Origin of the sequence: Mitsuaria sp. PDC51 (assembly GCF_900113225.1) — a bacterium.
GTDB lineage: Bacteria > Pseudomonadota > Gammaproteobacteria > Burkholderiales > Burkholderiaceae_C > Roseateles.
Genome location: NZ_FOZE01000001.1, coordinates 14,998 through 38,345 on the forward strand (window position 1 = coordinate 14,998; position 23,348 = coordinate 38,345).

At 70.7% G+C, this 23,348-nt stretch carries 23 protein-coding genes; 9 read left to right on the top strand and 14 right to left on the bottom strand.

The annotated features are described in order from the left end of the window. Positions 1 to 6: 6 nt before the first annotated feature. Both BM393_RS00085 and BM393_RS00090 read right to left on the bottom strand, forming a co-directional pair. The gene (locus BM393_RS00085) at positions 7 to 639 is read right to left on the bottom strand and encodes a GNAT family N-acetyltransferase (protein WP_091719753.1); all 633 of its coding nucleotides are present in this window, start codon (positions 637 to 639) and stop codon (positions 7 to 9) included. A gap of 151 nt (positions 640 to 790) precedes the next feature. Next, positions 791 to 1,972: a GGDEF domain-containing protein gene (locus BM393_RS00090; RefSeq protein ID WP_175538129.1), complete on the bottom strand. Its 1,182-nt coding sequence runs from the start codon at positions 1,970 to 1,972 to the stop codon at positions 791 to 793. 91 nt (positions 1,973 to 2,063) lie between these two features. Between BM393_RS00090 and BM393_RS00095 the strand changes: the two genes are divergently transcribed. Then, positions 2,064 to 3,125: a beta-propeller fold lactonase family protein gene (locus tag BM393_RS00095; protein ID WP_091719760.1), complete on the top strand. Its 1,062-nt coding sequence runs from the start codon at positions 2,064 to 2,066 to the stop codon at positions 3,123 to 3,125. 12 nt (positions 3,126 to 3,137) lie between these two features. Here the strand turns inward: BM393_RS00095 and ftrA are convergent, their stop codons facing one another. Next, positions 3,138 to 4,211 (bottom strand): transcriptional regulator FtrA, encoded by a 1,074-nt coding sequence (gene ftrA / locus BM393_RS00100; RefSeq protein ID WP_091719764.1) that lies wholly within the window; start codon positions 4,209 to 4,211, stop codon positions 3,138 to 3,140. Positions 4,212 to 4,314: 103 nt separating this feature from the next. Here ftrA and BM393_RS00105 point away from each other — a divergent pair, with 103 nt between their 5' ends. Further along, positions 4,315 to 4,734, top strand: a complete 420-nt coding sequence (locus tag BM393_RS00105; protein ID WP_091719769.1) for a rhodanese-like domain-containing protein — start codon at positions 4,315 to 4,317, stop codon at positions 4,732 to 4,734. 18 nt (positions 4,735 to 4,752) lie between these two features. Here BM393_RS00105 and BM393_RS00110 read toward each other — a convergent pair whose 3' ends face one another. The 5 genes from BM393_RS00110 to BM393_RS00130 all read right to left on the bottom strand — a co-directional run bounded on the left by BM393_RS00110 (position 4,753) and on the right by BM393_RS00130 (position 8,935). Next, on the bottom strand, positions 4,753 to 5,607 hold the full coding sequence (locus BM393_RS00110) for a GDSL-type esterase/lipase family protein (RefSeq protein ID WP_091719774.1): 855 nt from the start codon (positions 5,605 to 5,607) through the stop codon (positions 4,753 to 4,755). Positions 5,608 to 5,623: 16 nt separating this feature from the next. Continuing rightward, entirely contained in the window at positions 5,624 to 6,049 is a 426-nt protein-coding gene (locus BM393_RS00115; RefSeq protein ID WP_233217840.1) for a CreA family protein, read from the bottom strand. Positions 6,050 to 6,128: 79 nt separating this feature from the next. Further along, a complete protein-coding gene (locus BM393_RS00120; RefSeq protein ID WP_091719781.1) occupies positions 6,129 to 7,319 on the bottom strand; it encodes an acyltransferase in 1,191 nt (396 codons plus the stop codon). Between the two features lie 222 nt (positions 7,320 to 7,541). Continuing rightward, positions 7,542 to 7,889 carry an antibiotic biosynthesis monooxygenase gene (locus BM393_RS00125; protein WP_091719785.1) on the bottom strand — a complete coding sequence of 116 codons (348 nt, stop codon included), beginning with the start codon at positions 7,887 to 7,889 and terminating at the stop codon, positions 7,542 to 7,544. After that, on the bottom strand, positions 7,886 to 8,935 hold the full coding sequence (locus BM393_RS00130; protein WP_091719789.1) for a hypothetical protein: 1,050 nt from the start codon (positions 8,933 to 8,935) through the stop codon (positions 7,886 to 7,888). The genes BM393_RS00125 and BM393_RS00130 overlap by 4 nt, the downstream gene beginning before the upstream one ends. A gap of 90 nt (positions 8,936 to 9,025) precedes the next feature. Here BM393_RS00130 and BM393_RS00135 point away from each other — a divergent pair, with 90 nt between their 5' ends. From BM393_RS00135 to BM393_RS00145, 3 genes are all read left to right on the top strand, one after another. Further along, positions 9,026 to 9,730: a helix-turn-helix transcriptional regulator gene (locus tag BM393_RS00135; protein ID WP_091724877.1), complete on the top strand. Its 705-nt coding sequence runs from the start codon at positions 9,026 to 9,028 to the stop codon at positions 9,728 to 9,730. After that, positions 9,727 to 10,524: a DUF72 domain-containing protein gene (locus BM393_RS00140; RefSeq protein ID WP_091719792.1), complete on the top strand. Its 798-nt coding sequence runs from the start codon at positions 9,727 to 9,729 to the stop codon at positions 10,522 to 10,524. Before BM393_RS00135 ends, BM393_RS00140 begins: the two co-directional genes overlap by 4 nt. A gap of 122 nt (positions 10,525 to 10,646) precedes the next feature. Further along, the gene (locus tag BM393_RS00145; protein ID WP_091719795.1) at positions 10,647 to 11,843 is read left to right on the top strand and encodes a GGDEF domain-containing protein; all 1,197 of its coding nucleotides are present in this window, start codon (positions 10,647 to 10,649) and stop codon (positions 11,841 to 11,843) included. Between the two features lie 3 nt (positions 11,844 to 11,846). Here the strand turns inward: BM393_RS00145 and BM393_RS00150 are convergent, their stop codons facing one another. Then, entirely contained in the window at positions 11,847 to 12,452 is a 606-nt protein-coding gene (locus tag BM393_RS00150) for a YdeI family protein (RefSeq protein WP_091719800.1), read from the bottom strand. A 59-nt stretch (positions 12,453 to 12,511) separates the two neighbouring features. On the opposite strand from BM393_RS00150, the gene BM393_RS00155 reads away from it, so the two are divergent. The 3 genes from BM393_RS00155 (at position 12,512) to BM393_RS00165 (ending at position 14,712) form a co-directional block, all read left to right on the top strand. Further along, positions 12,512 to 13,627 carry a calcium:proton antiporter gene (locus BM393_RS00155; RefSeq protein WP_091719803.1) on the top strand — a complete coding sequence of 372 codons (1,116 nt, stop codon included), beginning with the start codon at positions 12,512 to 12,514 and terminating at the stop codon, positions 13,625 to 13,627. A gap of 166 nt (positions 13,628 to 13,793) precedes the next feature. Next, positions 13,794 to 14,090 carry a hypothetical protein gene (locus BM393_RS00160; protein ID WP_091719806.1) on the top strand — a complete coding sequence of 99 codons (297 nt, stop codon included), beginning with the start codon at positions 13,794 to 13,796 and terminating at the stop codon, positions 14,088 to 14,090. A gap of 7 nt (positions 14,091 to 14,097) precedes the next feature. Further along, the gene (locus BM393_RS00165; protein WP_091719810.1) at positions 14,098 to 14,712 is read left to right on the top strand and encodes a hypothetical protein; all 615 of its coding nucleotides are present in this window, start codon (positions 14,098 to 14,100) and stop codon (positions 14,710 to 14,712) included. A gap of 17 nt (positions 14,713 to 14,729) precedes the next feature. Here the strand turns inward: BM393_RS00165 and BM393_RS26330 are convergent, their stop codons facing one another. The 4 genes from BM393_RS26330 to BM393_RS00185 all read right to left on the bottom strand — a co-directional run bounded on the left by BM393_RS26330 (position 14,730) and on the right by BM393_RS00185 (position 21,369). Then, the gene (locus BM393_RS26330) at positions 14,730 to 16,280 is read right to left on the bottom strand and encodes a methyl-accepting chemotaxis protein (protein ID WP_175538130.1); all 1,551 of its coding nucleotides are present in this window, start codon (positions 16,278 to 16,280) and stop codon (positions 14,730 to 14,732) included. A gap of 128 nt (positions 16,281 to 16,408) precedes the next feature. Continuing rightward, a complete protein-coding gene (locus BM393_RS00175) occupies positions 16,409 to 16,765 on the bottom strand; it encodes a hypothetical protein (protein ID WP_091719815.1) in 357 nt (118 codons plus the stop codon). 101 nt (positions 16,766 to 16,866) lie between these two features. Next, positions 16,867 to 20,160 (bottom strand): fused isobutyryl-CoA mutase/GTPase IcmF, encoded by a 3,294-nt coding sequence (icmF, locus tag BM393_RS00180; RefSeq protein ID WP_091719820.1) that lies wholly within the window; start codon positions 20,158 to 20,160, stop codon positions 16,867 to 16,869. Positions 20,161 to 20,355: 195 nt separating this feature from the next. Continuing rightward, positions 20,356 to 21,369, bottom strand: a complete 1,014-nt coding sequence (locus tag BM393_RS00185) for a PEP-CTERM sorting domain-containing protein (RefSeq protein ID WP_091719823.1) — start codon at positions 21,367 to 21,369, stop codon at positions 20,356 to 20,358. A 184-nt stretch (positions 21,370 to 21,553) separates the two neighbouring features. Between BM393_RS00185 and BM393_RS00190 the strand changes: the two genes are divergently transcribed. Next, positions 21,554 to 22,183 carry an ANTAR domain-containing response regulator gene (locus BM393_RS00190; RefSeq protein WP_217648359.1) on the top strand — a complete coding sequence of 210 codons (630 nt, stop codon included), beginning with the start codon at positions 21,554 to 21,556 and terminating at the stop codon, positions 22,181 to 22,183. A 58-nt stretch (positions 22,184 to 22,241) separates the two neighbouring features. Here the strand turns inward: BM393_RS00190 and BM393_RS25905 are convergent, their stop codons facing one another. Beyond that, positions 22,242 to 23,234 (bottom strand): PEPxxWA-CTERM sorting domain-containing protein, encoded by a 993-nt coding sequence (locus tag BM393_RS25905; RefSeq protein WP_217648360.1) that lies wholly within the window; start codon positions 23,232 to 23,234, stop codon positions 22,242 to 22,244. Positions 23,235 to 23,348: the final 114 nt, after the last annotated feature.

A 23,348-nucleotide genomic window follows, 5' to 3' on the forward strand; every position in this document is an offset into this window, starting at 1 on the left:
GCGGGCTCAGACCAGGTGCGGCAGGCGCTTGTAGTACAGCACCGCGGTCTGCAGCTGGCCTTCGGCGCCATGGCAGTGGTCCGGGATCTGGCCGGCACGTTGCCAGCCGAGGTGCGCGAAGACCGCCTCGGCCTGCGAATCGGCGCAGGTCTCGAGCTGCAGCAGGAAGCGCCCCTGCGTCGCCGCCGCGCATTCCAGCCGCGACATCAACTGACCCGCCACGCCGCGGCTGCGTTCCTCGCTATGCACCATCAGCCGCTGGACCTCCCCGCGGTGGTGCGCGTTCGCCAGCGGGCACAGCGAGAGCTGGACCGCGCCCAGCAGCCGGCCGGGACCTTCGGACTCGCAGGCGATCCACAGCATGTGGTGCTGGCCCAGTCGCGCGAAGACGCCATGCCAGTAGTCCAGCGCCTGGTAGCGCGACAGCGGCGCCAGGAAACCCAGCGTCGCGCCGAGATGGACGTTGTCGATCAGCAGGTGGGTCAGCGCGGGCAGCCATTGCAGGTCGCGGGACGACAGCTTGAGGATCTCGATCGGCGCCCGCTCCAGTCGTGGCAAGGCGGCGGTATCGCTGGCCTGTGGATGGAGGGCGCGCGCGGCTCGGGGGTGAACGGCCGTGGGGCTGAGGGCGACGTGCATGGGCGGGAACTCCAGGTGGGACTGCGGCTGCCCGACCGATCTCGTGAATCGCGGCCAGGACCTGGAAAACCCTGACGCAAACGTCATGCCAGCTCGGCGCGAGGCCGCATCGCGCGGGCGATTGCCGCGCGGTGACGGCTCAGGCTCCGGCTCAGGCGGGCACCGCCACGCTGAGTTCCGCCTCGAGCCCCGGCTCGGCGCACAGGCGGCCCTTGCCCTGGCGCTTGGCGGCATACAGCGCGGCCTCGGCGCGGTGCAGCAGGTCCTCGATGTTGCGGTCGCCGTTGCGCAGCTTGGCCCAGCCGGCCGAATAACCGAGCGTGAAACCGAGCTCGCGCGGCGCCAACTCCAGCAGCGCCTCGCGGACGCGGCGGTCGAGCGCCGGTGGCCCGACCAGGTCCGAGCGCGCCATCATCACCGCGAAGCGCTGGCCATCGATGCGCGCGATGACGTCGCCCAGGCGCTTCTGCTCGTCCAGGCAGCGGGCAAACAGCGCGATCGCCTGGTCGCCCTTGAGCTCGCCGTGGGTGGCGTTGATCGCCTTGCAGCCGTCCAGGTCCATGACCAGCAGCATCAGCGGCTCGCTGTAGCGACGCGCCATCGAGATCATGTCCACCGAGCGTTGCTGGAACGCACGCCGGTTGGCCAGCCCGGTGGCGGCGTCGACCTGGGAGAGGCGGCGCAGCTCGACCTCGCTCTCGCCGCGCCAGGCCACCAGGATCGCGATCGCGGCGGCCAGCACGCAGACGTTGGCCACGACGGCGAAGGCCATGTTGAGCGGATGCGGCGCGTCGAAGCGCGGCAGGTTGCCGGTGTCGAAGCCGGCCAGGTAGGCGCGGGCCAGGTTGAGCAGCGCCAGCAGGCCCAGGCTGACGGTGAACAGCAGGCGCCAGCGCAGGTGGCCGACGGGGCCGCGCTTGACCGGCTGCATCAGGCTGACGCAGAACGCCAGCATCTGCAGGCCGATGCAGCCGTTGGACCAGGCCAGGCGCAGCGCGTAGTTGTCCCAGCCGGCGCCGTAGCCGACCATGACCAGCACCGGCATGCCGTACTGGAAGAAGCGGCCGAGCCGCCCGGGCAGCCAGCGGTCGGCGGCCATCCACAGCAGCGTCACGCTGGCGCTGAGCAGGCCCAGCGCCACGGTCGCGGCCAGGCGCGAGCCTTCGGGCGGCAGCAGCAGCAGGGCCCAGCCGGCGGCCTGGGCAGCGGCGCCGAGTTGCGCGCGGCGGGCGGCGATGCTGTCGCACCAGCCCAGCAGCAAGGGCAGCAGCAGCGCCAGCGCCAGGGACTGGATCAGCATCAGGCTGAACAGCGTCGGGACGTCGAAACGCATACGCGCGGCACCCGCCGGCGAGGCGGGCGTGAGCTGGTCATGACCGGCGATTGTGGCCCCGATGCGGCCGCGCACGTAAAGTCGCGGCCCCATGAGCCTGACGACCACCCTCCCGTCCGCCCCGGCTCGCCTGCCGGGCGTGCCGTTCGCCTTCGCCGGCGGATATGGACCGCACTGCGGCGGCGTTCACGCGCTGGTGCGGGAGAACGGTGGTCGCGTGTGGGCGCGGCTTGCTGCGCCGCTCGAAGGCAGCCCGACCTGGCTCCATCTGGCCGAGGGCGGACGGCGGCTGCACGCGCTGCTCGAGGACAGTCACGAGCTCGCGAGCTTCGCGGTCGATCCCGACGACGGGGCGCTCACGCTGATGTCGCGGGTCGCGACGGGCGGCACGCTGCCGGTGCATCTCGCCTTCGACGACAACGCCGGCCGCGCGCGCGAGGCATGGATCGCGCATTACGGCGATGGCAGCGTGCGGCGCGCCGTGGTGGAGAGCGACGGTGCGCTGCGTGCGCCCGATCGGTCGATCGCTCCCAGGCCCGGCGCCGAGCCGCATGCGCACATGGTGCGCCGGCATCCGCGCTGGCCGCTGATGCTGGCCACCGACCTGGGCCACGACCTGCTGCGCGTGTGGCGCGTCGATGAAGGCGGGGAGATGCCGATCGAGCTGGAGGGCCTGTCGCTGCCGCCGGGCAGCGGGCCGCGCCACCTCGTCTTCCACCCGACGGATGCGGGGCAGCTCTACCTGCTCAACGAGGCCGCGAATGCGCTCGACTGGCTGGGCCTGGACGCCGCGGGGCGCTTGACCCATCGGCTGCGCATCAGCAGCCTGCCGGCGGGTTTCGAAGGGCTGAGCTACGCATCGGACCTGCTCGTCACGCCCGACGGGCGCCGGCTCTTCGCGCTGAACCGGCTGCATGACGCCATCGCCGTCTTCGACCTGGATGCGGACGGCCGCCCGTCCTGGCGCGGCGAAGTCTGGGCCCAGGGCAGCTACCCGCGCAGTGCGACGCTGAGCCCGGACGGCCACGAGCTCTGGGTCAGCCTGCAGCGCAGTCATCAGCTCAGCGTGTTCCGGCTCGACGGCGAGGCGCTGCCGCGCTTCGACGGCCGCTTCATCGCCATGCCGGGCGCGGCCTGCGTGGTGTTCCGCTGATGCTCGACCTGATCAGCCGAACTGCCGCCGGTAGCGCGAAGGCGCGGGCAGTCCCAGCAAGCGGAAGTGCCGCCGCATCGACTCCGGCGAGCCCAGCCCCGAGAGATCGGCCACCGCCTCCACGTCCAGCGACTCGCGGGTCTCGAGCAGCTCCTTCGCGATGGCGACACGCTCGCGCGTCAGCCATTCGAGCGGTGCCAGGCCCGTGGCCGCCTTGAATCGGCGCTGCAGGGTGCGCGCGCTCATCGCGGCGCGATCAGCCATCGACGCGACCGTGTGGACCTCGCGCGGATGCGCGCGCAACCAGTCCTGCAGCACGGCGATGGGGCTGGATTCGTCGCTGGGCATCGGCCTGGGCACGAACTGCGCCTGGCCGCCCTCGCGATGCGGCGACATCACCAGCCGCTGCGCCACCGCGTTGGCGATGCGCGCGCCGTGGTCGCGCCGCACCAGGTGCATCAGCATGTCCAGCCCGGCCGCCGAGCCGGCCGAGGTGATCACCTGGCCCTCGTCGACGTAGAGCGCGCCGGGATCGACCTCGATGCGGGGGAACTCACGGGCGAGGCGCTCGGCATAACGCCAGTGGGTGGTCGCGCGCCGGCCGTCGAGCAGCCCCGCATGCGCGAGCACGAAGACGCCGGAGCAGATCGTGCACAGCCGCGCGCCGCGCGCATGGGCGGTGCGCACCGCCTTCAGCAGCGGCTCGGGCGGCCGCTCGGCGGCATCGCGCCAGCCGGGGATGACGACGATGTCGGCGCGACGCAGCATCGCCAGCGTGTGGGGCGCCTCGACGCGCACGCCGCCGGTGCCGCGCAGCGGACCGGGCTCGGCCGCGCAGATCGCGTGGCGGTACCAGGCGACGCCGAGCTCGGGCCGGTCCAGCGCGAACAGCTCCACGGCGCAGCCGAACTCGAACATGCAGAGCCGGTCGTAGGCGAGGATCGCGACCAGCGGCGCCTCGGTCGAGGTGGCCGCCTGGGCCGATCGGCTCGACCTGGCGGCGTTGGCGCGGGCGGCGACGGGCCTCGCGCCGGCGGTGCTGCCCTTGCGGGGAGGGGGGCTCGATTCATGGCGGGCGCGTGGCATGGCGCGATGTTACCGATACGCGGCATTCCGGCCACTCGTGCATGACACCGCGCTTGGCGACACTGGCTGCCATCGATCCCCACCACCCAGCAAGGAACCCCCGATGAGCTCGCATGTCTCCGCCATTCCCGCCGCGCCCAGCGCCCAGGCGCTCGCCCACTTCGAGCAGGCCTTCGCCTTCGAGACCGACTGCTGGGACGTCCACGATGCGTTCTCCCGCGGCGTCCAGGACTTCGTGCTGCTCGACGTGCGCAGCCACGAGCTCTACCAGCGCGGCCACCTGCCCGGCGCGCTGAGCCTGCCGCACGGCAAGATCACCGAAGGCAAGATGGCGGCGTACCCGAAGGACACGCTGTTCGTCGTGTACTGCGCCGGCCCGCATTGCAATGGCGCGCACCGCGGCGCGGTGCGGCTGGCCCGGCTTGGCCGGCCGGTGAAGCTGATGATCGGCGGCCTGACCGGCTGGATCGACGAGGGCTTCGAGGTCGAACGCGCGCTGTCGCCTGTCGTCGCCGCGCCCTGACGCGATCCTCGGCGAGCGTCAGAGCCGGTCCAGCACCGGCGCCCAGTGCGCGCTGAGCTTGCGGTAGCCGGCGCTCGTCGGATGGATCTCGTTGAGCCAGTCGGCGGTCGCGCCGGTGTCGGTCACGCGTGCTGGCGTCAAGGTGCCCTGCGTGTCGACGACGTGCACCGATCCATCGGGCGTGGTCGCCGCGATCTGGAACAGCAAGGCCTTCAGCCGACGCAGCATCAACGCGCTCACGGCGGCCCATGCGTCCTGCGGGACGCCGTACTTCACGAGCGAGGGCTGCAGCCAGGGGCCGCGGCCGAGGCCCGCGCCGCTCGGACGCGGCACGGCCAGGTCGTAGGTGTGCAGCACCACCGGGATGCCGCGGTTGAGGCCCCGGTCGCGCTCCCGCAGCAGTTGCCGCATGACCGCATCCAGGTGAACGCTGAAGGTCTGCCAGCCCGCGTCGGAGAGATAGCGGTCCTCCGCGACGCCGGCGCCCCACTCCGCCTGCGTGGCCAGCAGGCGCAGCGCCGCCGGCTGCGTCGGGTCGACCGCGGCCGCCTCGATCAGGTCGTTGCCGCCGCCGGACAGCAGCAGCGCGCTCCAGCGGCGGGACAGCGGGCCGTTGAAGTGACGCAGGAAGCGGCGCTCCCGGACCGTATCCGTCATGCGCCTCAGCACGGCGCCGGGCGAGGCGAAATTGACCGCGCAGGCGGCGGTCCGTGTCGACATGCCGTCGAACAGGTTGGAGGACTGCAGCGGCAGCCCGCCCATCGAGAACCAGGAGTCGCCCTGGGCGATGAACTGCCGGTTGAAGTCGGACAGCGGCGCCGGTCTGTCCGGGTGTTCGACCTCGTCGGGCGTGAAGACGGTGATGACGGGCATGGAGGACCGTCGCGCCTTACTTCACCGGGATGACGGTGCCGCGGTCCACCGGCACGGCGGTCACGCTGTTCTGCGGCGAGCCCTCGATGACGCGGTCCGAGTAGGTCAGGTAGACCAGCGTGTTGCGCTTGGCGTCGACCATGCGGACGACGCGCAGCCGCTTGAACACCAGCGAGGCGCGCTCGGAGAACACCTCCTCCTGCCGCGGCAGCGGCTTGGGGATGCTGATCGGACCGACCGCGCGGCAGGCGATGGAGGCCTCGGACTTGTCCTCGGCCAGCCCCAGGCCGCCCTTGATGCCGCCGGTCTTCGCGCGCGAGACGTAGCAGGTCACGCCGTTCACCGCCGGGTCGTCGTAGGCGTCGACGACGATCTTGTGGTTCGGGCCGATGAACTTGAACACCGTGCTCACGTCGCCGATCTCCTCGGCGTTCGCGCCCATGCAGGCGGTGGCGAGCAGGCTCAGCGCCAGGGCGCCGAGGGACAGGACCGCCGGACGGCGAGGGCGGGAGGAACGGGGGCTAGGCATGCTGGGGACTCCTTTGGCCCGCGGTTGTAGCACGCGTCGCGTCAACAAACTGCGACGGGATCCAGCGGTCGCGCCAGCCAAGGAAAGGCCGCTCGACGGTCCGGTAGAGCAGCCATCCGCCCAGCAGGCAGGCCGCCGCGATCACCGGCACCGCCGCGCCCGAGGTGCGCGTCAGCCCGACCGCCGCCAACGGCTGGAGCAGCGCATAGGCGATCGGCTTGTGGGTGAGATACAGCGCGTAGGACCATCGCGCCAGCGCATTCGCGCCCGGGACCTCGACGCGGGACAGCGCGCCACGCGGTGCGAGCGCCGCCAGGGTCAGCAGCCCGAAGCTCCATGCGAGCGCGCTGTAGCCCCAGCTGCTCATCGCGTGGCCATAGCCGTAGCCGTCGATGTAATAGAAGTGCAGCATCAGCGTGAGCATGCCCAGGCTGGCCGCGACGCCGACGACCAGCAGCATCCGCGAGCGACGCATCAGCGCGGCCCACAGGTCCGCATGGCCATGCTTCAGCAGGGCGATGGCGACGCCGGGCAGGAATTCGTCCAGGCGCGCGAGGCTGCCGTAATAGAGCTGCGGGTAGTAGCCGAGCGACGGATCCTGCGTGCCGTAGCGCCGCCACAGGTGATCGCGCCACGCGATGGCGGCCAGCGTCAGCCCGGCGATCAGCGACCAGGCCAGCACGCGCCGGCGCGACTTCAGCGCCGCGCCCAGCATCAGCGCGGCGGGGAGCATCAGATAGAACTGCTCCTCGATGCACAGCGACCAGGCGTGCGAGAACGCCGTGCCGGGCGCCAGGCCAATGTTCTGGGTGAAGGTCAGGAAGCGCCACAGCGGCGGCGGCTCACGGCCGCCCATCAGTGGGGGCAGCAACAGGTAGAGCGCCAGCACGACGTAGAAGTTGGGCAGCGTGCGCAGCAGGCGCCGGCCATAGAAGCGCGGCAGCGACAGGCGCTCGCCGCGCGCGATCCCGCCCATCAGCTGGTTGGCGATCAGGTAACCGCTGAGCACGAAGAACAGGTCGACGCCGGCCCAGCCGATGCGGCTCAGCCAGCCGAAGGTCGACTCGCCGCTGACGAAGACCTGATAGTGGTAGGCGAAGACCAGCAGGATGGCCGCGGCACGCAGCGTGTCCAGGCCATGCAGGCGCGGGGTGCCCGAGCCGGGCAGGGAAGGGGAGGACATGGGAAGCAAGGAGCCGGCTTCGAGGCGGCGTCGTTGGAATGGCGGCGATTCTCGGCACGCCGCGCGGCGCCGGCGCCATCCTGCGACGAAATCGCCCGCGCGATGGACGAGTCGGCAGCGCGAGAACCGTTACGCGCGTTACGCGGCTCTCGAGCGTCGCGCGACCGATGCGCCTATCCCAACACCACCGATGCCGCCGACATCACCGGCGCCATGGGCACTTCAGGCGCGATGGCGCTCTCGACTGTCCGTGGGCGCCTCGTCGCGCGCCTGCATGCCGTAATCCCGCAGCACCGCGGCGACGCGCAGCCGGTAGTCGGCGAACACGCCCGCGCGGCCCTCCGATTGCGCCTGGCGATGCGCCTCCAGGCGCCGCCAGGCCTGCACCGCCGCCTCGTCGCGCCAGAAGGACAGCGAGAGCAGCTTGCCCGGGTCGGTCAGGCTCTGGAAGCGCTCGATGCTGAGGAAACCATCGATCTCCTGCAGCAGGGGCTTGAGCTCGGCGGCGAGCTCGAGGTAGCGGTCGCGACCGTCGGCGCTGGGCGTGACTTCGAAGATGACGGCGATCATGGGAAAAGCTCCTCGTCCTTGAATTGCGGAATGTCCATGTTGGGCAACGCCAGCGGCGCGACGGCGGTCGGCGGACGCAGCCCCGGTTGCTCGGCGAGCCACTGCAGCGACGCGAGCGACGTGCCCAGCGCCAGGCCTTGTCCCGGGCAGCGGTGGGCGCCGTCGCCGAAGGGGTGATCGGTGCCGGCCAGCTGCACGGTGACCGGTGCGGGGGGCTGCTGCCGCACGTCGAAACGCCGGGTCACGCGCACGGCGCCGCCGTCGCGTGCCAGGCGCAGCAGGGCCTCGCGCGTCGGTGCGCCGCCCATCCACGAATCACCGAGCAGCGCATGGCCCAGCAGCGCGGCGCCCGCTTCATGGCTCTGCCAGATCAGCGCGAGCCGGTTCGCGGTGAACGCGGCGCGGTCGGTCCAGCGCGAGGGCCCGGCATGCCGGAGCAAGGTCCATTGCAGCGGCGCATCGGGCGCGCGGTGCTCGGCGTCGTCGAGCGCGCCCAGCAGCGTCGCTACCGCCTCGCCGCCGGCGCGGACCGCCTCGCCCGTCGCCTGGGCGCCCAGGCCGGCCGCCATCGCGCGCAGTTGCCCGTGCAGTCGACGCTGGGCCGCGAGGTCGTCCATGGGCAGGCCCAGCAGGCTCGCGACCGTCGATGCCGGAACCGCCCAATGCCAGTGGGACCAGCCGCCCCGCGCGGCGATGGCCGCCTGGCGACGGGCATGGGCGCGGACGTCGTCATCGGACAGCGCCAGCAGCGCGCGCGACAGCACCGCCTTCTCCGGCGCGTGAGCCGCGTCGTCGCGTTGCCGCAGCCAGCGCGAGAAGACCTCGGCCAGCGGCCCGCCCTGGGCGCGCAGCGGTGGCGGCAGTGGCTCGTTTGGCGGCCGCATCCGCAGCGCGGGGTCGAGCAGTGGCGCGAGCGGCGCATCGATGCTCAGCGCGTCGGCGATCGGGGCATCGGTGTCAACGGCATCAGCGGCATCAGCGGCATCAGCGGCGCCAACGACCTGGGCATTGGCATCGTGCCGCGCATGGAAGGGACAAGCGGTCATCGCGTGGGCGCCCGGGTGGGCGAGGGGAGGGGAGATGGGGGAATCTTCGCGATGGATCGCCGGGAACGCTTCGCTTAGCATCGAAACATGATTGACGCCCCCACCGCCGACGAGGCGCTGGCGCACATTGCCGCCAGCATGGCCGAGCCGGTCCGCGCGCGCATGCTCTGCTGCCTGATGGACGGCCACGCGCGCACCGCCACCGAGCTGGCGGCTGTCGGCGAGGTCGCGGCCTCGACCGCCAGCGCCCACCTGGCCAAGCTGCTCGCGCAAGGGCTGGTCGGCTGCATGGCCCAGGGCAAGCACCGCTACTACCGGCTCGCGGGCGCCGAGGTGGGCCAGGCCCTGGAGGCGATGCTGGTGCTGGCCGGCCTGCCGCGCCCGCGCTTCGAGCCCAGCACCCCACCCGCGCTGCGCCAGGCGCGGCGCTGCTACGACCACCTCGCCGGCCACTGGGGCGTGCGGCTGCACGACCACGCGCTGCGCCAGCGCTGGATGACGCCCGATCCCGACGAAGCCCGCGGCTATCGCTGCACCGACGAGGGCCTGGACGCGCTGCGCGCGCTGGGCGTCGATGTCGCCGCGGCCACCGGCGCGCGTCGACGGCGCCTGGCCTGCGCCTGCATGGACTGGAGCGAACGCCGGCCGCACCTGGGCGGCGCGCTGGGCGCGGCCTGGCTGCAGGCGATGCTGGCGCAGGACTGGCTCGACCCCGATCCCGACAGCCGCGCGCTGCGCGTCACGCGGCGCGGACAGGCCCGACTCGAACGACTGCTGGAGGACACGACGACATGAGCACCTCGATCCATGTGGGCATCGGCGGATGGAACTTCGAACCCTGGCGCGAGACCTTCTATCCGAAGGACCTGCCGGCGTCGCGCGAGCTGGAATACGCCAGCCGCAAGCTGACCGCCATCGAGGTCAACGGCACCTACTACTCGACCTTCAAGCCGGCCACCTTCGCGAAGTGGCGCGACACCGCGCCCGAGGGTTTCGTGTTCTCGCTCAAGGCCAACCGCTTCGCGACCAACCGGCGGGTGCTGGCCGAGGCCGGCGAATCGGTCATGCGCTTCATCGACAGCGGCGTCGCGGAACTCGGGCCCAAGCTCGGGCCCATCGTCTGGCAGTTCGCGCCGAGCAAGCGATTCGATCCCGTCGACTTCGGCGCCTTCCTGAAGCTGTTGCCGGCGCAGTCCGGTGGCGTGACGCTGCGCCATGCGCTCGACGTGCGTCACGAGAGCTTCCGCAGCGCCGAGTTCCTGGCGATGGCGCGCGACCACGACGCCGCCGTCGTGTTCACCGAGTCGGACGACTACCCGCCCATCCCGGACCTGACGACCGACTTCGTCTACACCCGCGTGATGCGCACCCGGTCCGAGCTGGTGACCGGCGTCACCGAGGAGGAGCTCGACGGCATCGCCGCCAGCGCCTCGCGCTGGGCCTCGGGCGGCCAGCCGGACCGCCTGCCGCTGGTCGAGGCCGACCGCACGCCGCCGCGGCGGCCGCGCGACGTGTTCGTGTTCTTCATCAGCGGCGCCAAGGAACGCGCGCCCGCCGCCGCGATGGCGCTGATCGACCGCCTGACCTGAGCATCTCTTCCGGAGCTTCGTCCGAGCTTCGTCCGGGTGCCACGGCTTGACGCCACCTTGACGGCTCGGGCCCGCGATGTAGGGGGACGGCCGTCGGTCCGGGATCACTACACTCGCTCGTCATGGCGTCCATCCACATCCCCACGCTGATGTTGGCGCTGCTGAGCGGCTTCGCGATGCTCGGCGTGCAGCTGTGGGCGGCGCAGCGCAGCCGGCTGCGCTACCTGGATCTGGCGGTGTGGACCTGGGGCTCGTGGACGCTGCTGGCCGGCTTCGCGATGCTGACGGCCCGGCTGGTGGTGCCGGTGTGGGTGTCGGCGCTGCTGGGCAACGGCCTGATCGCGCTGGGCATCGTGTTCTACAACGAGGCCATCCATCGCCACGTGCTGGGCCGCTCGCTGCCGCGCTGGATGTGGTGGAGCGCGCCGTTGGGGGCCTGGACGCTCACGGCCTGGATGCTGACCTGGCCGCTGGCGCTGCGCACCAGTGCGATCTCGCTGGTCTTCGCACTGCTGCTGTGTCCGGCCATCCTCGTGCTGCTGGGGCCGGGCTGGCGCGGCGAGTCGTCGCTGCGCGCCGTCGGCCTGACGCTGGTCGCCGCGGCGACCAGCCTGCTGCTGCGCAGCGTGCATGCGCTGACCAATCCGGAGGAGTACCGCGACCTGATGCAGAGCAGCCTGGGCCAGGGCCTGACCTTCCTGTTCAGCTTCATCTGCCTGATCGGCGCGGGCTTCGGTTTCGTGCTCGCCAATTTCGAGCGCATCGCGCGTCGCATGGAGGAGATGGCCTCCACCGACGGCCTCACCGGCTGCCTGAACCGGATGACGGCGGATGCGCTGTTGCGGCATGAGCTGGAGCGCGGTCGACGCGAAGGCACGCCGCTGGCCTTCGTGCTGCTGGACCTGGACCACTTCAAGGACGTCAACGACTGCCACGGCCACCATGCGGGCGACGACGCGCTGCGCGCCTTCGCAGCGGAGGTGCGCGCCCGGCTGCGCGCGTCGGACGTGGTGGGGCGCTGGGGCGGGGAGGAGTTCGGGCTGATCCTGCCGGCCACCGACGGACCGGGCGCGGCGCGCCTGGTGGAACAGATCCGCGAGGCGGTGGCGACGCTGCGGCTGTGCGACGGCGAGGGCCACGACTTCGCCCTGACCGTCTCCGCCGGCATCGCGGTGGCGGCGCCGGGCGGACAACTGACCGCCGACCAGCTGTTCATGCGCGCCGACCGCGCGCTCTATCGCGCCAAGGACGGTGGCCGCAACAACGTGCAGCTGCACGACAGCGGCTGGGAGCTCGGCATGGAGAGCCCGGCGGCCTGAGGTTCAGCGGCGCTCGTACTTCCAGTTGCGGCGCTTGCCTTCCGCCATCCACGCGATGGATTGCGCCAGGCGCTTCTCGCGGGTGCCGGCCTGCTTCGCCTCGACGATCCACTCGATGTATTCGCGCTGCTGGCTGGGCGGGAAGGCCTCGAAGGTCGCTCGCGCCGCCGCGTTGGCCTGGAGCGCCGCGCCCAGGTCGTCCGGCGTCGCCAGCGGTGGCCGGGGCGCGGCCGCCTTGGCGGGCCGGGCCTTCACGCCGTCCTCGATGAGGCGCATCGCGCGCTGCAGGATGGCCTGCTGCTCCGCCGGGGCCGGCAGGTCCTGGAGCGAGGCGACGCGGCCGAGATCGCCCATGGCGCCGTCCTTCGCATGCGCCGCGCCGACGGCCGCCGCCCCATGCCAGAAGCCGATCGAGCAATGCGCCTTGAAGGCGGCCATGCCGGTCAGGATCCGGTCGCGGTAGGTGAAGTTGGGGAAGCCCCACTTGATCGTCTCGATGACCTCGGGGCAGTGGGCATGCACGGTCGCGCGCCAGTGCCGCAGGATCTCCTGCGCGAAGGGAGCGGCGCGCGCGATGTAGGCATCGACGCGGGGATCGAGGGTGGGCATGGCGTCGCAGCCTAGCGCGTCCACGGGCGGGCGACCATCGTGGTCTATGCTCGGTCCCCATGCGCGCCAAGCCCTCGAACTCCCTTCTTGCCCGCCTGCCGGCGGCCCTGCCGATCTGGACGCTGCTCGCGCCGCTGGCGGCGATCCTCGCGCTGCTGGGGCTGACGGCCGGCGGCAACTCGACGCTGGTGCTGGCGCTGGTCAGCGTCCTGCTGATCGGCGCGGTGCTCGCGGCGGTGCATCACGCCGAGGTGGTCGCGCACCGGGTAGGCGAGCCCTATGGCTCGCTGGTGCTGGCGGTCGCGGTGACCATCATCGAGGTGGCGCTGATCGTGTCGCTGATGCTCGCGGGGGGCGAGTCCACCAACACGCTGGCGCGGGACACGGTGTTCTCCGCGATCATGATCGTCTGCAACGGCGTGCTGGGCCTGTGCATCCTGGTCGGCGGCTGGAAACACCAGGAGCTGGCCTTCCGCGTCGAGGGCACGAGCCCGACGCTGGCGGTCCTGGCGGCGCTGTCGGTGCTGACGCTGGTGCTGCCGGCCTTCACGACGAGTTCAGCGGGGCCGACCTTCACCACCGCGCAGCTGCTGTTCGCGGGCGGCGTGTCGCTGGTGCTGTACGGCGCCTTCGTGTTCGTGCAGGCGGTGCGGCACCGCGACTACTTCCTGCCGGTGGCCGGCGTCGACGACCAGGACACGCATGCCGAGCCGCCGAGCTGGCGGGTGGCCGGGCTGAGCCTGGCGCTGCTGCTGGTGTGCCTGGTGGGCGTGGTCGGCCTGGCCAAGCTGCTGGCGCCGACGATCGAGCGCGGCGTGCATGCGATCGGCGCGCCGCCGTCGCTGGTGGGCGTGATCGTGGCGATGCTGGTGCTGCTGCCGGAGACGGTCGCGGCGGTGCGCGCGGCGCTGCACAACCGGCTTCAGACCAGCTTGAACCTCGCACTGGGATCGGGCCTGGCGAGCATCGGGCTGACGATCCCGACGGTGGCGGTGCTGTCGCCGCTGTTCCCGCATTCGCTGGTGCTGGGGCTCACGCCGCTGAGCATGGTGCTGCTGTTCCTCACCTTCATCGTCGGCGGCCTCACGCTGGGCGGCGGACGCGCCACGGTGCTGCAAGGCGCCGTGCACATGGTAGTGTTCGTCGTGTTCCTGTTCCTGGCGGTCGTGCCCTGATCGGGCGCGCGCCGCTGCCATCAGAAGGCCGCCATCGGGCGGCCTTCGTGCATTCTGGCGCGCCGCGCAGCTTCTTGACCAAATCGGTGGCCGGGGATGCCCGGCAGCTTGCTTCGCGTGCGCAGCTCACAACAATACGAGGAATTTCGTACACTGCGAGTCTGACGTGGGCGGGCCGAAGGGATTTCGAGCTGTGAAGCAGGCGGTCGTGCAGGCGCTTCTCGATGGCGACTATCAGCACGAGTCGCGCAACGACATTCGGGAGAAGAACCTGTTGTCGATCGGTGCCGTGTCGCCGACGTTCGTCGCAGGGCTCGTGAGGGCGAGCCGGGGCACCGACTACGAGTGTTCCCCGCTGCATCGCAAGCATCAGATCGATTGCCACTTGATCAGGACACGAGGCTGGTACGTCAAGTTCTACTTTCTGGAGCCTGGCACCGTGTTCATCAGCGTTCACCAGTGAGAAGGAAATGAAGATCTTTCATGACGGCGACCATGGCAAAGCGCTTTGCGCGGATTGCGACGACGTGGTCAGGACCACCTACCGGCGACGCGACGTTCCCTTCAGCGACGGCAACGGCATGGCACGGAACATCCTGGTTGGCGTCTGCGATCGATGCGGCGCGACCGTTGCCATTCCGGCGCAGTCGACGCCGGCCATCTCGAAGGCCCGCAAGGCGGCCATGCGCCCCATCGAGGCCAGCCTGCCGGCCATCTACCTCGACGTGCTGGACCATGCCGTTCAACGGATCGACGGCCAGGCATCGACCGATTTCAGAAGGGCGCTGCTGACCTACTTCGTGCACAAGACGGCGATGGATGCTCGAGCCGCAGTGGTGCTTCGCTTGTCGCATCGGAGGGCGATCGAACGCTTTCCCGAAGAGCGTGGCGCTGCCCGCCGCCGCATTTCGATGAAGGTGCCCCAGCGCGTCACGGAGGACTTCCGGAAGCTGGAAGCGTCGTCCGAGCTGAACACGACGGAGCTACTGAAGTCGGTGGTCTTCCTGATTCACAAGCAGGTCCTCGAGCAGCCAAAACCCCGATTGATCGGAGAGCTGCAAGCTCTCTCGGCCATCTGGGCCTGACGCGCTGCCCCAGCCTCCTACGCCGCCAGCCTGAACGCGCTCACCAGCGCGTTCAGCTGCTCCGCCTGCGAGCGCAGGCTGCCCGCCGCGGCGGCGGATTCCTCGACGAGGGCGGCGTTCTGCTGCGTCATCTCGTCCAGCCGCTGCACGGCGACGTTGACCTGGCCGATGCCATCCTTCTGCTCGGCGGCCGCCGTGGCGATCTCGCCGACGATATCTGCCACGCGGCGCACGCCTTGCACGATCTCGCCCATCGTCGTGCCGGCGTCCTGCACCAGCCGCGTGCCGGCGTCCACGCGCGAGACGCTCTCGCCGATCAGCGCCTTGATCTCCTTGGCCGCGCCGGCCGAGCGCTGCGCCAGCGCCCGCACCTCGCCGGCCACCACCGCGAAGCCGCGTCCCTGCTCGCCCGCCCGCGCCGCCTCCACGGCCGCGTTCAAGGCCAGGATGTTGGTCTGGAAGGCGATGCCGTCAATGACGCCGATGATGTCGTTGATGCGCCGCGAGCTCGACTCGATCTGCTGCATCACCTCGACCACCTCGCTCACCACGTCGCCGCCCTTGGAGGCCGACTCGCGCGTCGCGCTCACCAGCGCGTTGGCCTGCTGGGCCGAGCTCGCCGTGTGCGCCACCGTGCCGGTCAGCTCCTCCATCGACGAGGCCGTCTGCTGCAGGTTGGAGGCCGTCGCCTCGGTGCGCGCCGACAGGTCCTGGTTGCCGGTCGCGATCTCCTGCGTCGCGACGTTGATGGTCTCGGTGCCGTCGCGGACCTGCCGCACCATGCGCCGCAGCGCGTCCTGCATCGCGCTCAGCTCGCGCAGCAGCACGCCGATCTCGTCGCTGCGATCGACGACGATGTCCTGGCTCAGGTCGCCGCTGGCGATGGTCTGCGCCACCGCGCCGGCGCGCACCATCGGCGCCCGCACCGACTGCGTGATCCGCCACGCGATGAAGACGCCCAGCACCACCGCCAGGCCGGTCAGTGCCAGCATCAGCGTCGCCGCCTGCGAGGCCTGCTCGCGCTGGCGCGCGGCGTAGGCGTCGGTGTCCTCGGAGATGAGCGCCACGAGCTTCTCGACCGATGCGAGGTAACTGGTCGCCGCCGGGATCAGGGTCTGGTCGACCTGCCGGCCGCCCGCCGCCGGGTCGGCCTTGATCGCGGCCATCACGCCCTTGCGGATGTCGACGTAGCGCTGGCGCTCGGCGGCGATGACCGGCAGCTGCGCCTTCTGCTCCGGGTCGTCGATGGCCTTCTCCAGGTCGGCCTGGAGCTGGTTGATGCGCTCGGTGGTGCGCGTCATCTCGCCGGAGAGGAATGCGGTCAGCCCGTCGTGCCCGCCGGACTTGGCGATCGCCATCACGCGGTTCAGGTTGAGCTCGGTCGCGGCGCGCCAGTTCGTGGCCATCAGCCGGCGCTGCTCTAGCACGTGCAGGCCGTCGCTCAGGCGCACCATCTCGCGCAGCTTCATCACCCCCACGCCGGTCATCAGGGCCGCCATCGCGAGCACCGCCGCGAAGCCGACCTGGAGCAGGGTGGTGATCTTCATCCGGTTCAGCGTCTGCAGCATGGCGGACTCCCGTCGACGTGGGTGCGATCGATTATGGGAGTGCCTCCTGGACACGGCAAGGCGGCGCGCGGCCGCCCCCCCGCGCTTGGAGGTGCGCGGGGCCGGGTCGTGCCAGAGGCCGGCCGTCGTCAGCCGAGGTAGAAGAAGGTCACCTTGCAGCCGCTGTTGATGCCGTAGATCCGGATCGGCGTGCCGGTGGTCTTGGCGGCAATCAACGCAGCGTAGACCGCCTTGACATTGGCCTGCCGCGCCGCGTTGTCGCTCTGGTTGCCCGCGTAGGTGAGCCAGGTGCCACTGCCGCAGTTGCCGGCGTTGCCTTCGACGGCGAACAGGATGCGGTCCGGCATGTAGGTGACCTCCATCGCGGTCACCTTGGTGCCGATCACCGACCAGTCGTAGCCCGGGTCGCCCTGTGCCCGGCCGACGGGCAGCAAGCCCAACGTCAATGCGGCGGCGGCGCCGCAGGTGCGTATGAATCCGATCATGGTGTCCTCCCTCTAGACGCGCTATCCGGTGCGCCGCGGTCGCGACGCCGACCCGGCGGCGGGCGCAAGGATAACCAGACCGCGCGATGGGCGTTACGGGCTCACATGCTGCGCCGGTACTGCCCGCCGACCTCGAACAGCGCCGCCGTGATCTGCCCCAGCGAGCAGACCCGCACCGCGTCCATCAGCACCTCGAAGACGTTGCCGTTGTCGATCACCGCCTGCTGCAGCCGCTTGAGCATCGCCGGCGACTCGGCCGCGTGGCGCGCATGGAACTCGCCCAGGCGCGTCAGCTGGCTTTGCTTCTCGTCCTCGGTCGAGCGCGCCAGCTCGATGTGCTCCGGCACCGGGTCGCCATGCGGGTTGCGGAAGGTGTTGACGCCGATGATCGGGTACTCGCCGGTGTGCTTGAGCATCTCGTAGTGCAGCGACTCCTCCTGGATCTTGCTGCGCTGGTAACCCGTCTCCATCGCGCCCAGCACGCCGCCGCGCTCGGCGATGCGCTCGAACTCGGTCAGCACCGCCTCCTCGACCAGCTCGGTCAGCTCGTCGATGATGAAGGCGCCCTGGCTCGGGTTCTCGTTCCTGGCCAGGCCCCACTCGCGGTTGATGATCAGCTGGATCGCCATCGCGCGGCGCACCGACTCCTCGGTCGGCGTGGTGATCGCCTCGTCGTAGGCGTTGGTGTGCAGCGAGTTGCAGTTGTCGTAGATCGCGATCAGCGCCTGCAGCGTGGTGCGGATGTCGTTGAACGCGATCTCCTGCGCATGCAGCGAGCGGCCCGAGGTCTGGATGTGGTACTTCAGCTTCTGGCTGCGCTCGTTGGCGCCGTACTTGTCGCGCATCGCCACCGCCCAGATGCGGCGCGCGACGCGGCCCAGCACGGTGTACTCCGGGTCCATGCCGTTGCTGAAGAAGAAGCTCAGGTTGGGCGCGAAGTCGTCGATGTGCATGCCCCGCGCCAGATAGGCCTCCACGAAGGTGAAGCCGTTGGACAGCGTGAACGCGAGCTGCGAGATCGGGTTCGCGCCCGCCTCGGCGATGTGGTAACCGCTGATCGACACCGAATAGAAGTTGCGCACGTCATGGTTGACGAAGTACTGCGCGATGTCGCCCATCACCTTGAGCGAGAACTCGGTCGAGAAGATGCAGGTGTTCTGGCCCTGGTCCTCCTTGAGGATGTCGGCCTGCACCGTGCCGCGCACGTTGGCTAGCACCCAGGCGCGGATCTTGGCGGCCTCGTCGGCGGTGGGCTCGCGGCCGTTGTCGGCCTTGAACTTCGCCAGCTGCTGGTCGATGGCGGTGTTCATGAACATCGCCAGGATCGACGGCGCCGGGCCGTTGATCGTCATCGACACCGAGGTCGTCGGGTTGCACAGGTCGAAGCCGTCGTACAGGACCTTCATGTCGTCCAGCGTCGCGATGCTGACGCCGGAGTTGCCGACCTTGCCGTAGATGTCGGGCCGCGGCGCGGGATCGGCGCCGTAGAGCGTGACCGAGTCGAAGGCCGTCGACAGCCGCTTGGCCGGCATCCCTTCGGAGACCAGCTTGAAGCGGCGGTTGGTGCGGAAGGCGTCGCCCTCGCCGGCGAACATGCGGGTCGGGTCCTCGCCCTCGCGCTTGAACGCGAACACGCCGGCCGTGTAGGGGAAGCTGCCCGGCACGTTCTCCAGCATCAGCCACTTGAGCAGTTCGCCCTGGTCCTCGTACGGCGGCAGCACGACCTTGCGGATCTTGGTGCCCGAGAGCGACGTCGACACCAGCGCGGTACGGATCTCCTTGTCGCGGATCTTCACGACGTACTCGTCGCCGGCGTAGGCCTTCTGCATGTCGGGCCACTGCGCCAGCAGTTGGCGCGCGTCGGCGTCGAGCTTGGCCTGCCGCGAGGCGGCCAGCGCTTCGAGCGCTTCGAGCGCCGCAACGTTCGCTTGCCCATCGGACTGCCCCAGCATCGCGGCGCTGGCGCTGAGCTGCTGGATCTCGCGCGCGAGCCGCGCCTGCGCGCGGGCGCGCTTCTTGTAGGCGCGGACGGTGTCGCTGATCTCGGCCAGGTAACGCGCGCGCGCCGGCGGCACGATCGGCGTCTGGTGCGTGCTGAAGCGTGTCGCGGCGATCGGCAGGCGGCCGTCGCGCAGGCCCAGGCCGAGTTCCGCCAGGCGCGGCTTGAGCGCCTGGTACAGCGCGGTGACGCCGTCGTCGTTGAAGCGGCTGGCCATCGTGCCGAAGACGGGCATGTCCTCGGCCTTCTTCCCCCACGCCTCCTTGTTGCGCTGCACCTGCTTGGCGACGTCGCGCCAGGCATCGGCCGCGCCCTTGCGGTCGAACTTGTTGATCGCCACGAACTCGGCGAAGTCCAGCATGTCGATCTTCTCGAGCTGGCTGGCGGCGCCGAATTCCGGCGTCATCACGTACATCGGCACGTCCACGTGCGGCACGATGGCCGCGTCGCCCTGGCCGATGCCGGAGGTCTCGACGATGACGAGGTCGAAGCCCGCCACCTTCGCCGCGGCGATCACGTCGGGCAGCGCCTGCGAGATCTCGGAGCCGAAGTCACGCGTGGCCAGCGAGCGCATGTACACGCGCGGTCCGGCGGCCCAGGGCGCGATGGCGTTCATGCGGATGCGGTCGCCGAGCAGCGCGCCGCCGCTCTTGCGGCGCGACGGGTCGATCGAGATGACAGCGATGCGCAGCGCGTCGTCCTGGTCCAGGCGGAGGCGCCGGATCAGTTCATCCGTCAGCGAGGACTTGCCGGCGCCGCCGGTGCCGGTGATGCCGAGCACGGGGATGCGCAGGTCGCGGGCCGCGTCGCGCAGCGACTGCGTGAACGCGGCGTCGGCGCGGCCGTTCTCCAGCGCGGTGATCGCCTGCGCGAGCGCGCGCCAGGCGGCTTCGGAATGGCCCTGCAGCGCGGCGATCTCGCCGGGCGCGGCGGCGCTGAGGTCCTGGTCGCAGCGCATGACCATCTCGCCGATCATGCCCTGCAGGCCCATGCGCTGGCCGTCCTCGGGGCTGAAGATGCGCACGCCCTGGTCGGCCAGGTCGCGGATCTCGGCCGGCACGATCACGCCGCCGCCGCCGCCGAAGACCTGGATCCTGTCGCCGCCGCGCTGGCGCAGCAGCTCGACCATGTACTTGAAGTATTCGACGTGGCCGCCCTGGTAGGAGCTGACCGCGATGCCCTGCGCGTCTTCCTGCAGCGCGGCGGTCACGACCTCGTCGACCGAGCGGTTGTGGCCCAGGTGGATGACCTCCGCGCCCATGCTCTGCAGGATGCGCCGCATGATGTTGATCGCCGCGTCATGGCCGTCGAAGAGGCTCGCGGCGGTCACGAAACGGACCTTCTGGGTGGGGCGGTACTCGGCCAGGGCCTTGTACTCGGCGGACATCTCGGTCATGCGTGTGTCTCCGGCTGGGGGGCGCGGTCGCCTGCGGACGGCGAGGGTGGTCCCGCCGCGGCGCCTGTCGTGGGTCGATCCCTTCTGGGGACCGACCATGGGCGCCGATTCTAGGTGCCGGTTGACGTTTACGTAAACGTGAGAAGCCCGCGCTTGTCGAGGCGCGAAGGGCGGGTAATCCCTAGGGCGAGGGGGCTAGCCGCGGCGGCGTCGGGCCAGCGTCGCCAGCAGCGCCAGCCCGCCGAGGGTCAGCGCACCCATGCCCGGTTCAGGGACCGCGACGACCACGTCGGCGAAGGACTGGGCGTAGCTGACGCCGGCGCCGTTCAGCGCGGTGAAGCCGCTGATGGCGTTGCCGTCGGCATCGGTGACCGAGGAGATGCCGTCCCAGTAGAAGCTGTTGGTGAAGGCGGCGTACGACTGCGCGGTGAGGGCGCCGATGACCGTATCCGCGCTGTCATGCAGGAAGGACGAGGACATCGCGGTGCCCTGCCACAGCATCTCGATGGGACGGCCGAACTCGAACTCCAGTTGCAGGTTGTAGATCCCGGTGCCCTCCCGCGAGCCGCCAGCGACGACGCGGTCGTTGACCATCGCCAGATAGTCGTACCCGTACTGCGACACCCAGCCCGGGCCGGGGAACTCCGCCGCGACCCCCGAGGCGCGCATCGTGAGGTTGGCGCTCCAGAAATAGGACATCTCGCGGTCGGGACCGGGGATGGGCTGCCCCGTCGTCGAGTTGGTGGAGGAATGGCTCATGCCGACGTCGCCCTCGAGCACGACGCGGAAGTTCATGACCCCGCGGGTGCCGTCCACGCAGGTGAGGCAGGTGATGACGAAGCTGTCGGCCGCTTCCGTGCTGGCCATCGACTCGGCACGGGTGCCGGGCTGCACGCCGGACACCGAGGTCTGCGTCGTCGCGGTGCGCGATACGAAGGTGAGGTGGCCGAAGGTCGCGGTGGCCGAGGAACGCGCCTCGGCGTTCTGCACGAGGCTGGACGACTGGTCCAGCAGCACGGCGTCGGCGGCCGACCAGATGGACGAGCCGCCGGTCTTCCATTCGCCGATCTGCTCGGCGCTGCGCGCTGCGGTCTGGCTGCTCGCGGTGGCGATGGATTTGAACTCGGCGGCGCCGGCGGCTGCGCTTCCCAGCGACAGCAACGCGACCAGCAGGACCTCGACGGACACTCGATGCGAAATGTGGCGCATGGCGCTCTCCCTGGCGGCAGGGGTGCCGCAAGCAGCGACAGTACGGCGATCCGCCGCATCGCGCGGCCCCTCCCAAACAGGACTGTGGGCACGGTGGTTGCGCGGTGGCAGGCGCGGCGATTGCTCCGCGCCGGGCGTTCCGCCCGGCTCGTGCGCTCGGCATGGAACTTGCGCCGTCTCCGCGGTGAAGCCGCCGCAAGCCCCCGTTGCCAGCCCGGAGCCGTCCGCTCCGGCGGGGCTGCGCGTGCTCGTCATCGACGACGGCGCGCATCGCGCGGACCTGCTGCGCGACGAGCTCGCACGCCAGGGGCACGAGGTGGTCGGCGTCATCGAGCAGGCGACGCTGATCCACGACTGCGTGCTGCGCCTGCAGCCGGACGTCGTGATCGTCGACGCCGAATCGCCGACGCGCGACACCCTGGAGAACCTCGCCACGCTCTCCGCGAAGATGCCACGCCCGGTGGTCGTCTTCGCCGAGGACGAGGACCGCGGCACCATGCGTCGCGCGATCCAGGCGGGCGTCAGCGCCTATGTCGTCGCGGACCTTCAGGCGCAGCGCCTGGCGCCGGTGCTGCACGTCGCCATCGCGCGCTTCGAGCAGGACCTCGCGCTGCGTACCGAGCTGAGCCACGCGCAGGCGCAACTGGCGTCGCGCAAGCTGGTCGACAAGGCCAAGGGCATCCTGATGCGCGAGCAGGGCCTGGACGAGGACCAGGCCTACCAGCGGCTGCGCAAGCTCGCCATGGACCGCGGCGAGCCGATCGCGCAGGTCGCTCGGCGGGTCATCGACGCGCACGAGCTGCTGCGGGGCTGAACGCACCGCCGCGGCGCACGGGCGCCGCAGGACGGTGCGTGCGAGGCGCCGGTCGTGATCAGCCGCGCCGACGTCGCGCCAGCGCGCCCAGCGCCGCCAGGCCGCCGAGCATCAGCGCCCACGTGCCGGGTTCGGGCACGACGGCGGCCGCCAGCGCGTAGTTGTAGCCATCGGCGCTCAGCGCGGAGATGTTCCCCACCGGGTTGTTGTCCAGGTCGGTGACGTAGACGCCGCCGAAAGTGATGTTGTCGATCTGGTTGGACATCGCGAGTGCCCAGGCGTCGGTCTGGCCGCTCGTGCCGGATTGGACGGCGGCCGTCACCCACGAGTGCAGGTGGAGGCCGAAGGTGATCGGCTCGCCGTAGACGAACTGGAACATCACGGCGCCGTCGTCGCGGATCTCCCAAGCGGAGTGGTTGCCGTTGCTCTGGATGTCGTACAGGGTGTACGAGGATCCGGCCTGGTCCTGGTGCGGTTCGCCCCAGGGCGGGGGCGGGACGCCGGTGCTCGACGCGCCGTTGGAGGTGGAGTAGTTCAGCGCCGTCGTCTCGTAGGCGCCTTCGGGCCGGCCGGTCCAGGGACTGAAGCCGCCGGTCGAGATGTACTGGCCGAGGTTGCCGCCCACGGCCAGGCCCGCCCACGCGATGGTGCCATTGACGCAGGTCGGGCAGGTGATGACGAAGGTGTCGGTCAAGGAGATCGAGGAGGTCACTTCGACGTAGGCCGACCGCTCGAACGCGAGGGTGTTCAGGAAGACGCTGGCCGACGCGAAGTTGGACAGGCCTGTCCGACTGCCCTGGCTCCAGCCCGTTGCGGTGGCCAGCAGCGAACCCGACGAGTTGTCCGTGACCGTCAGGTTCGCCGAGTCCAGCTGTCCCGAGGCGAGCGTGCCGGTGCGGCTGATCGGTCCGGCGACCGGCGTGGCCGCCCCGTCCCGATAGATCGCGGCCTGCTTGGTGCTGGTGATCTCCAGCGCCAGGGCCTGCCCGGACAGGCCGATGGCGAGCACGGCGGCGGCCAGCGGCCGCGCGCTGCGGGGTAGTGGATGCATGGCGGTCTCCCTTGCCGCATCGTTCGCGGCGGCTTCACGGAAGTTAGCCGACGGCCGACGTTCACGCCGCCCCTCGAAACCGCTTCCGCGGGCACGCCGCGTGCGCGGCCTTGG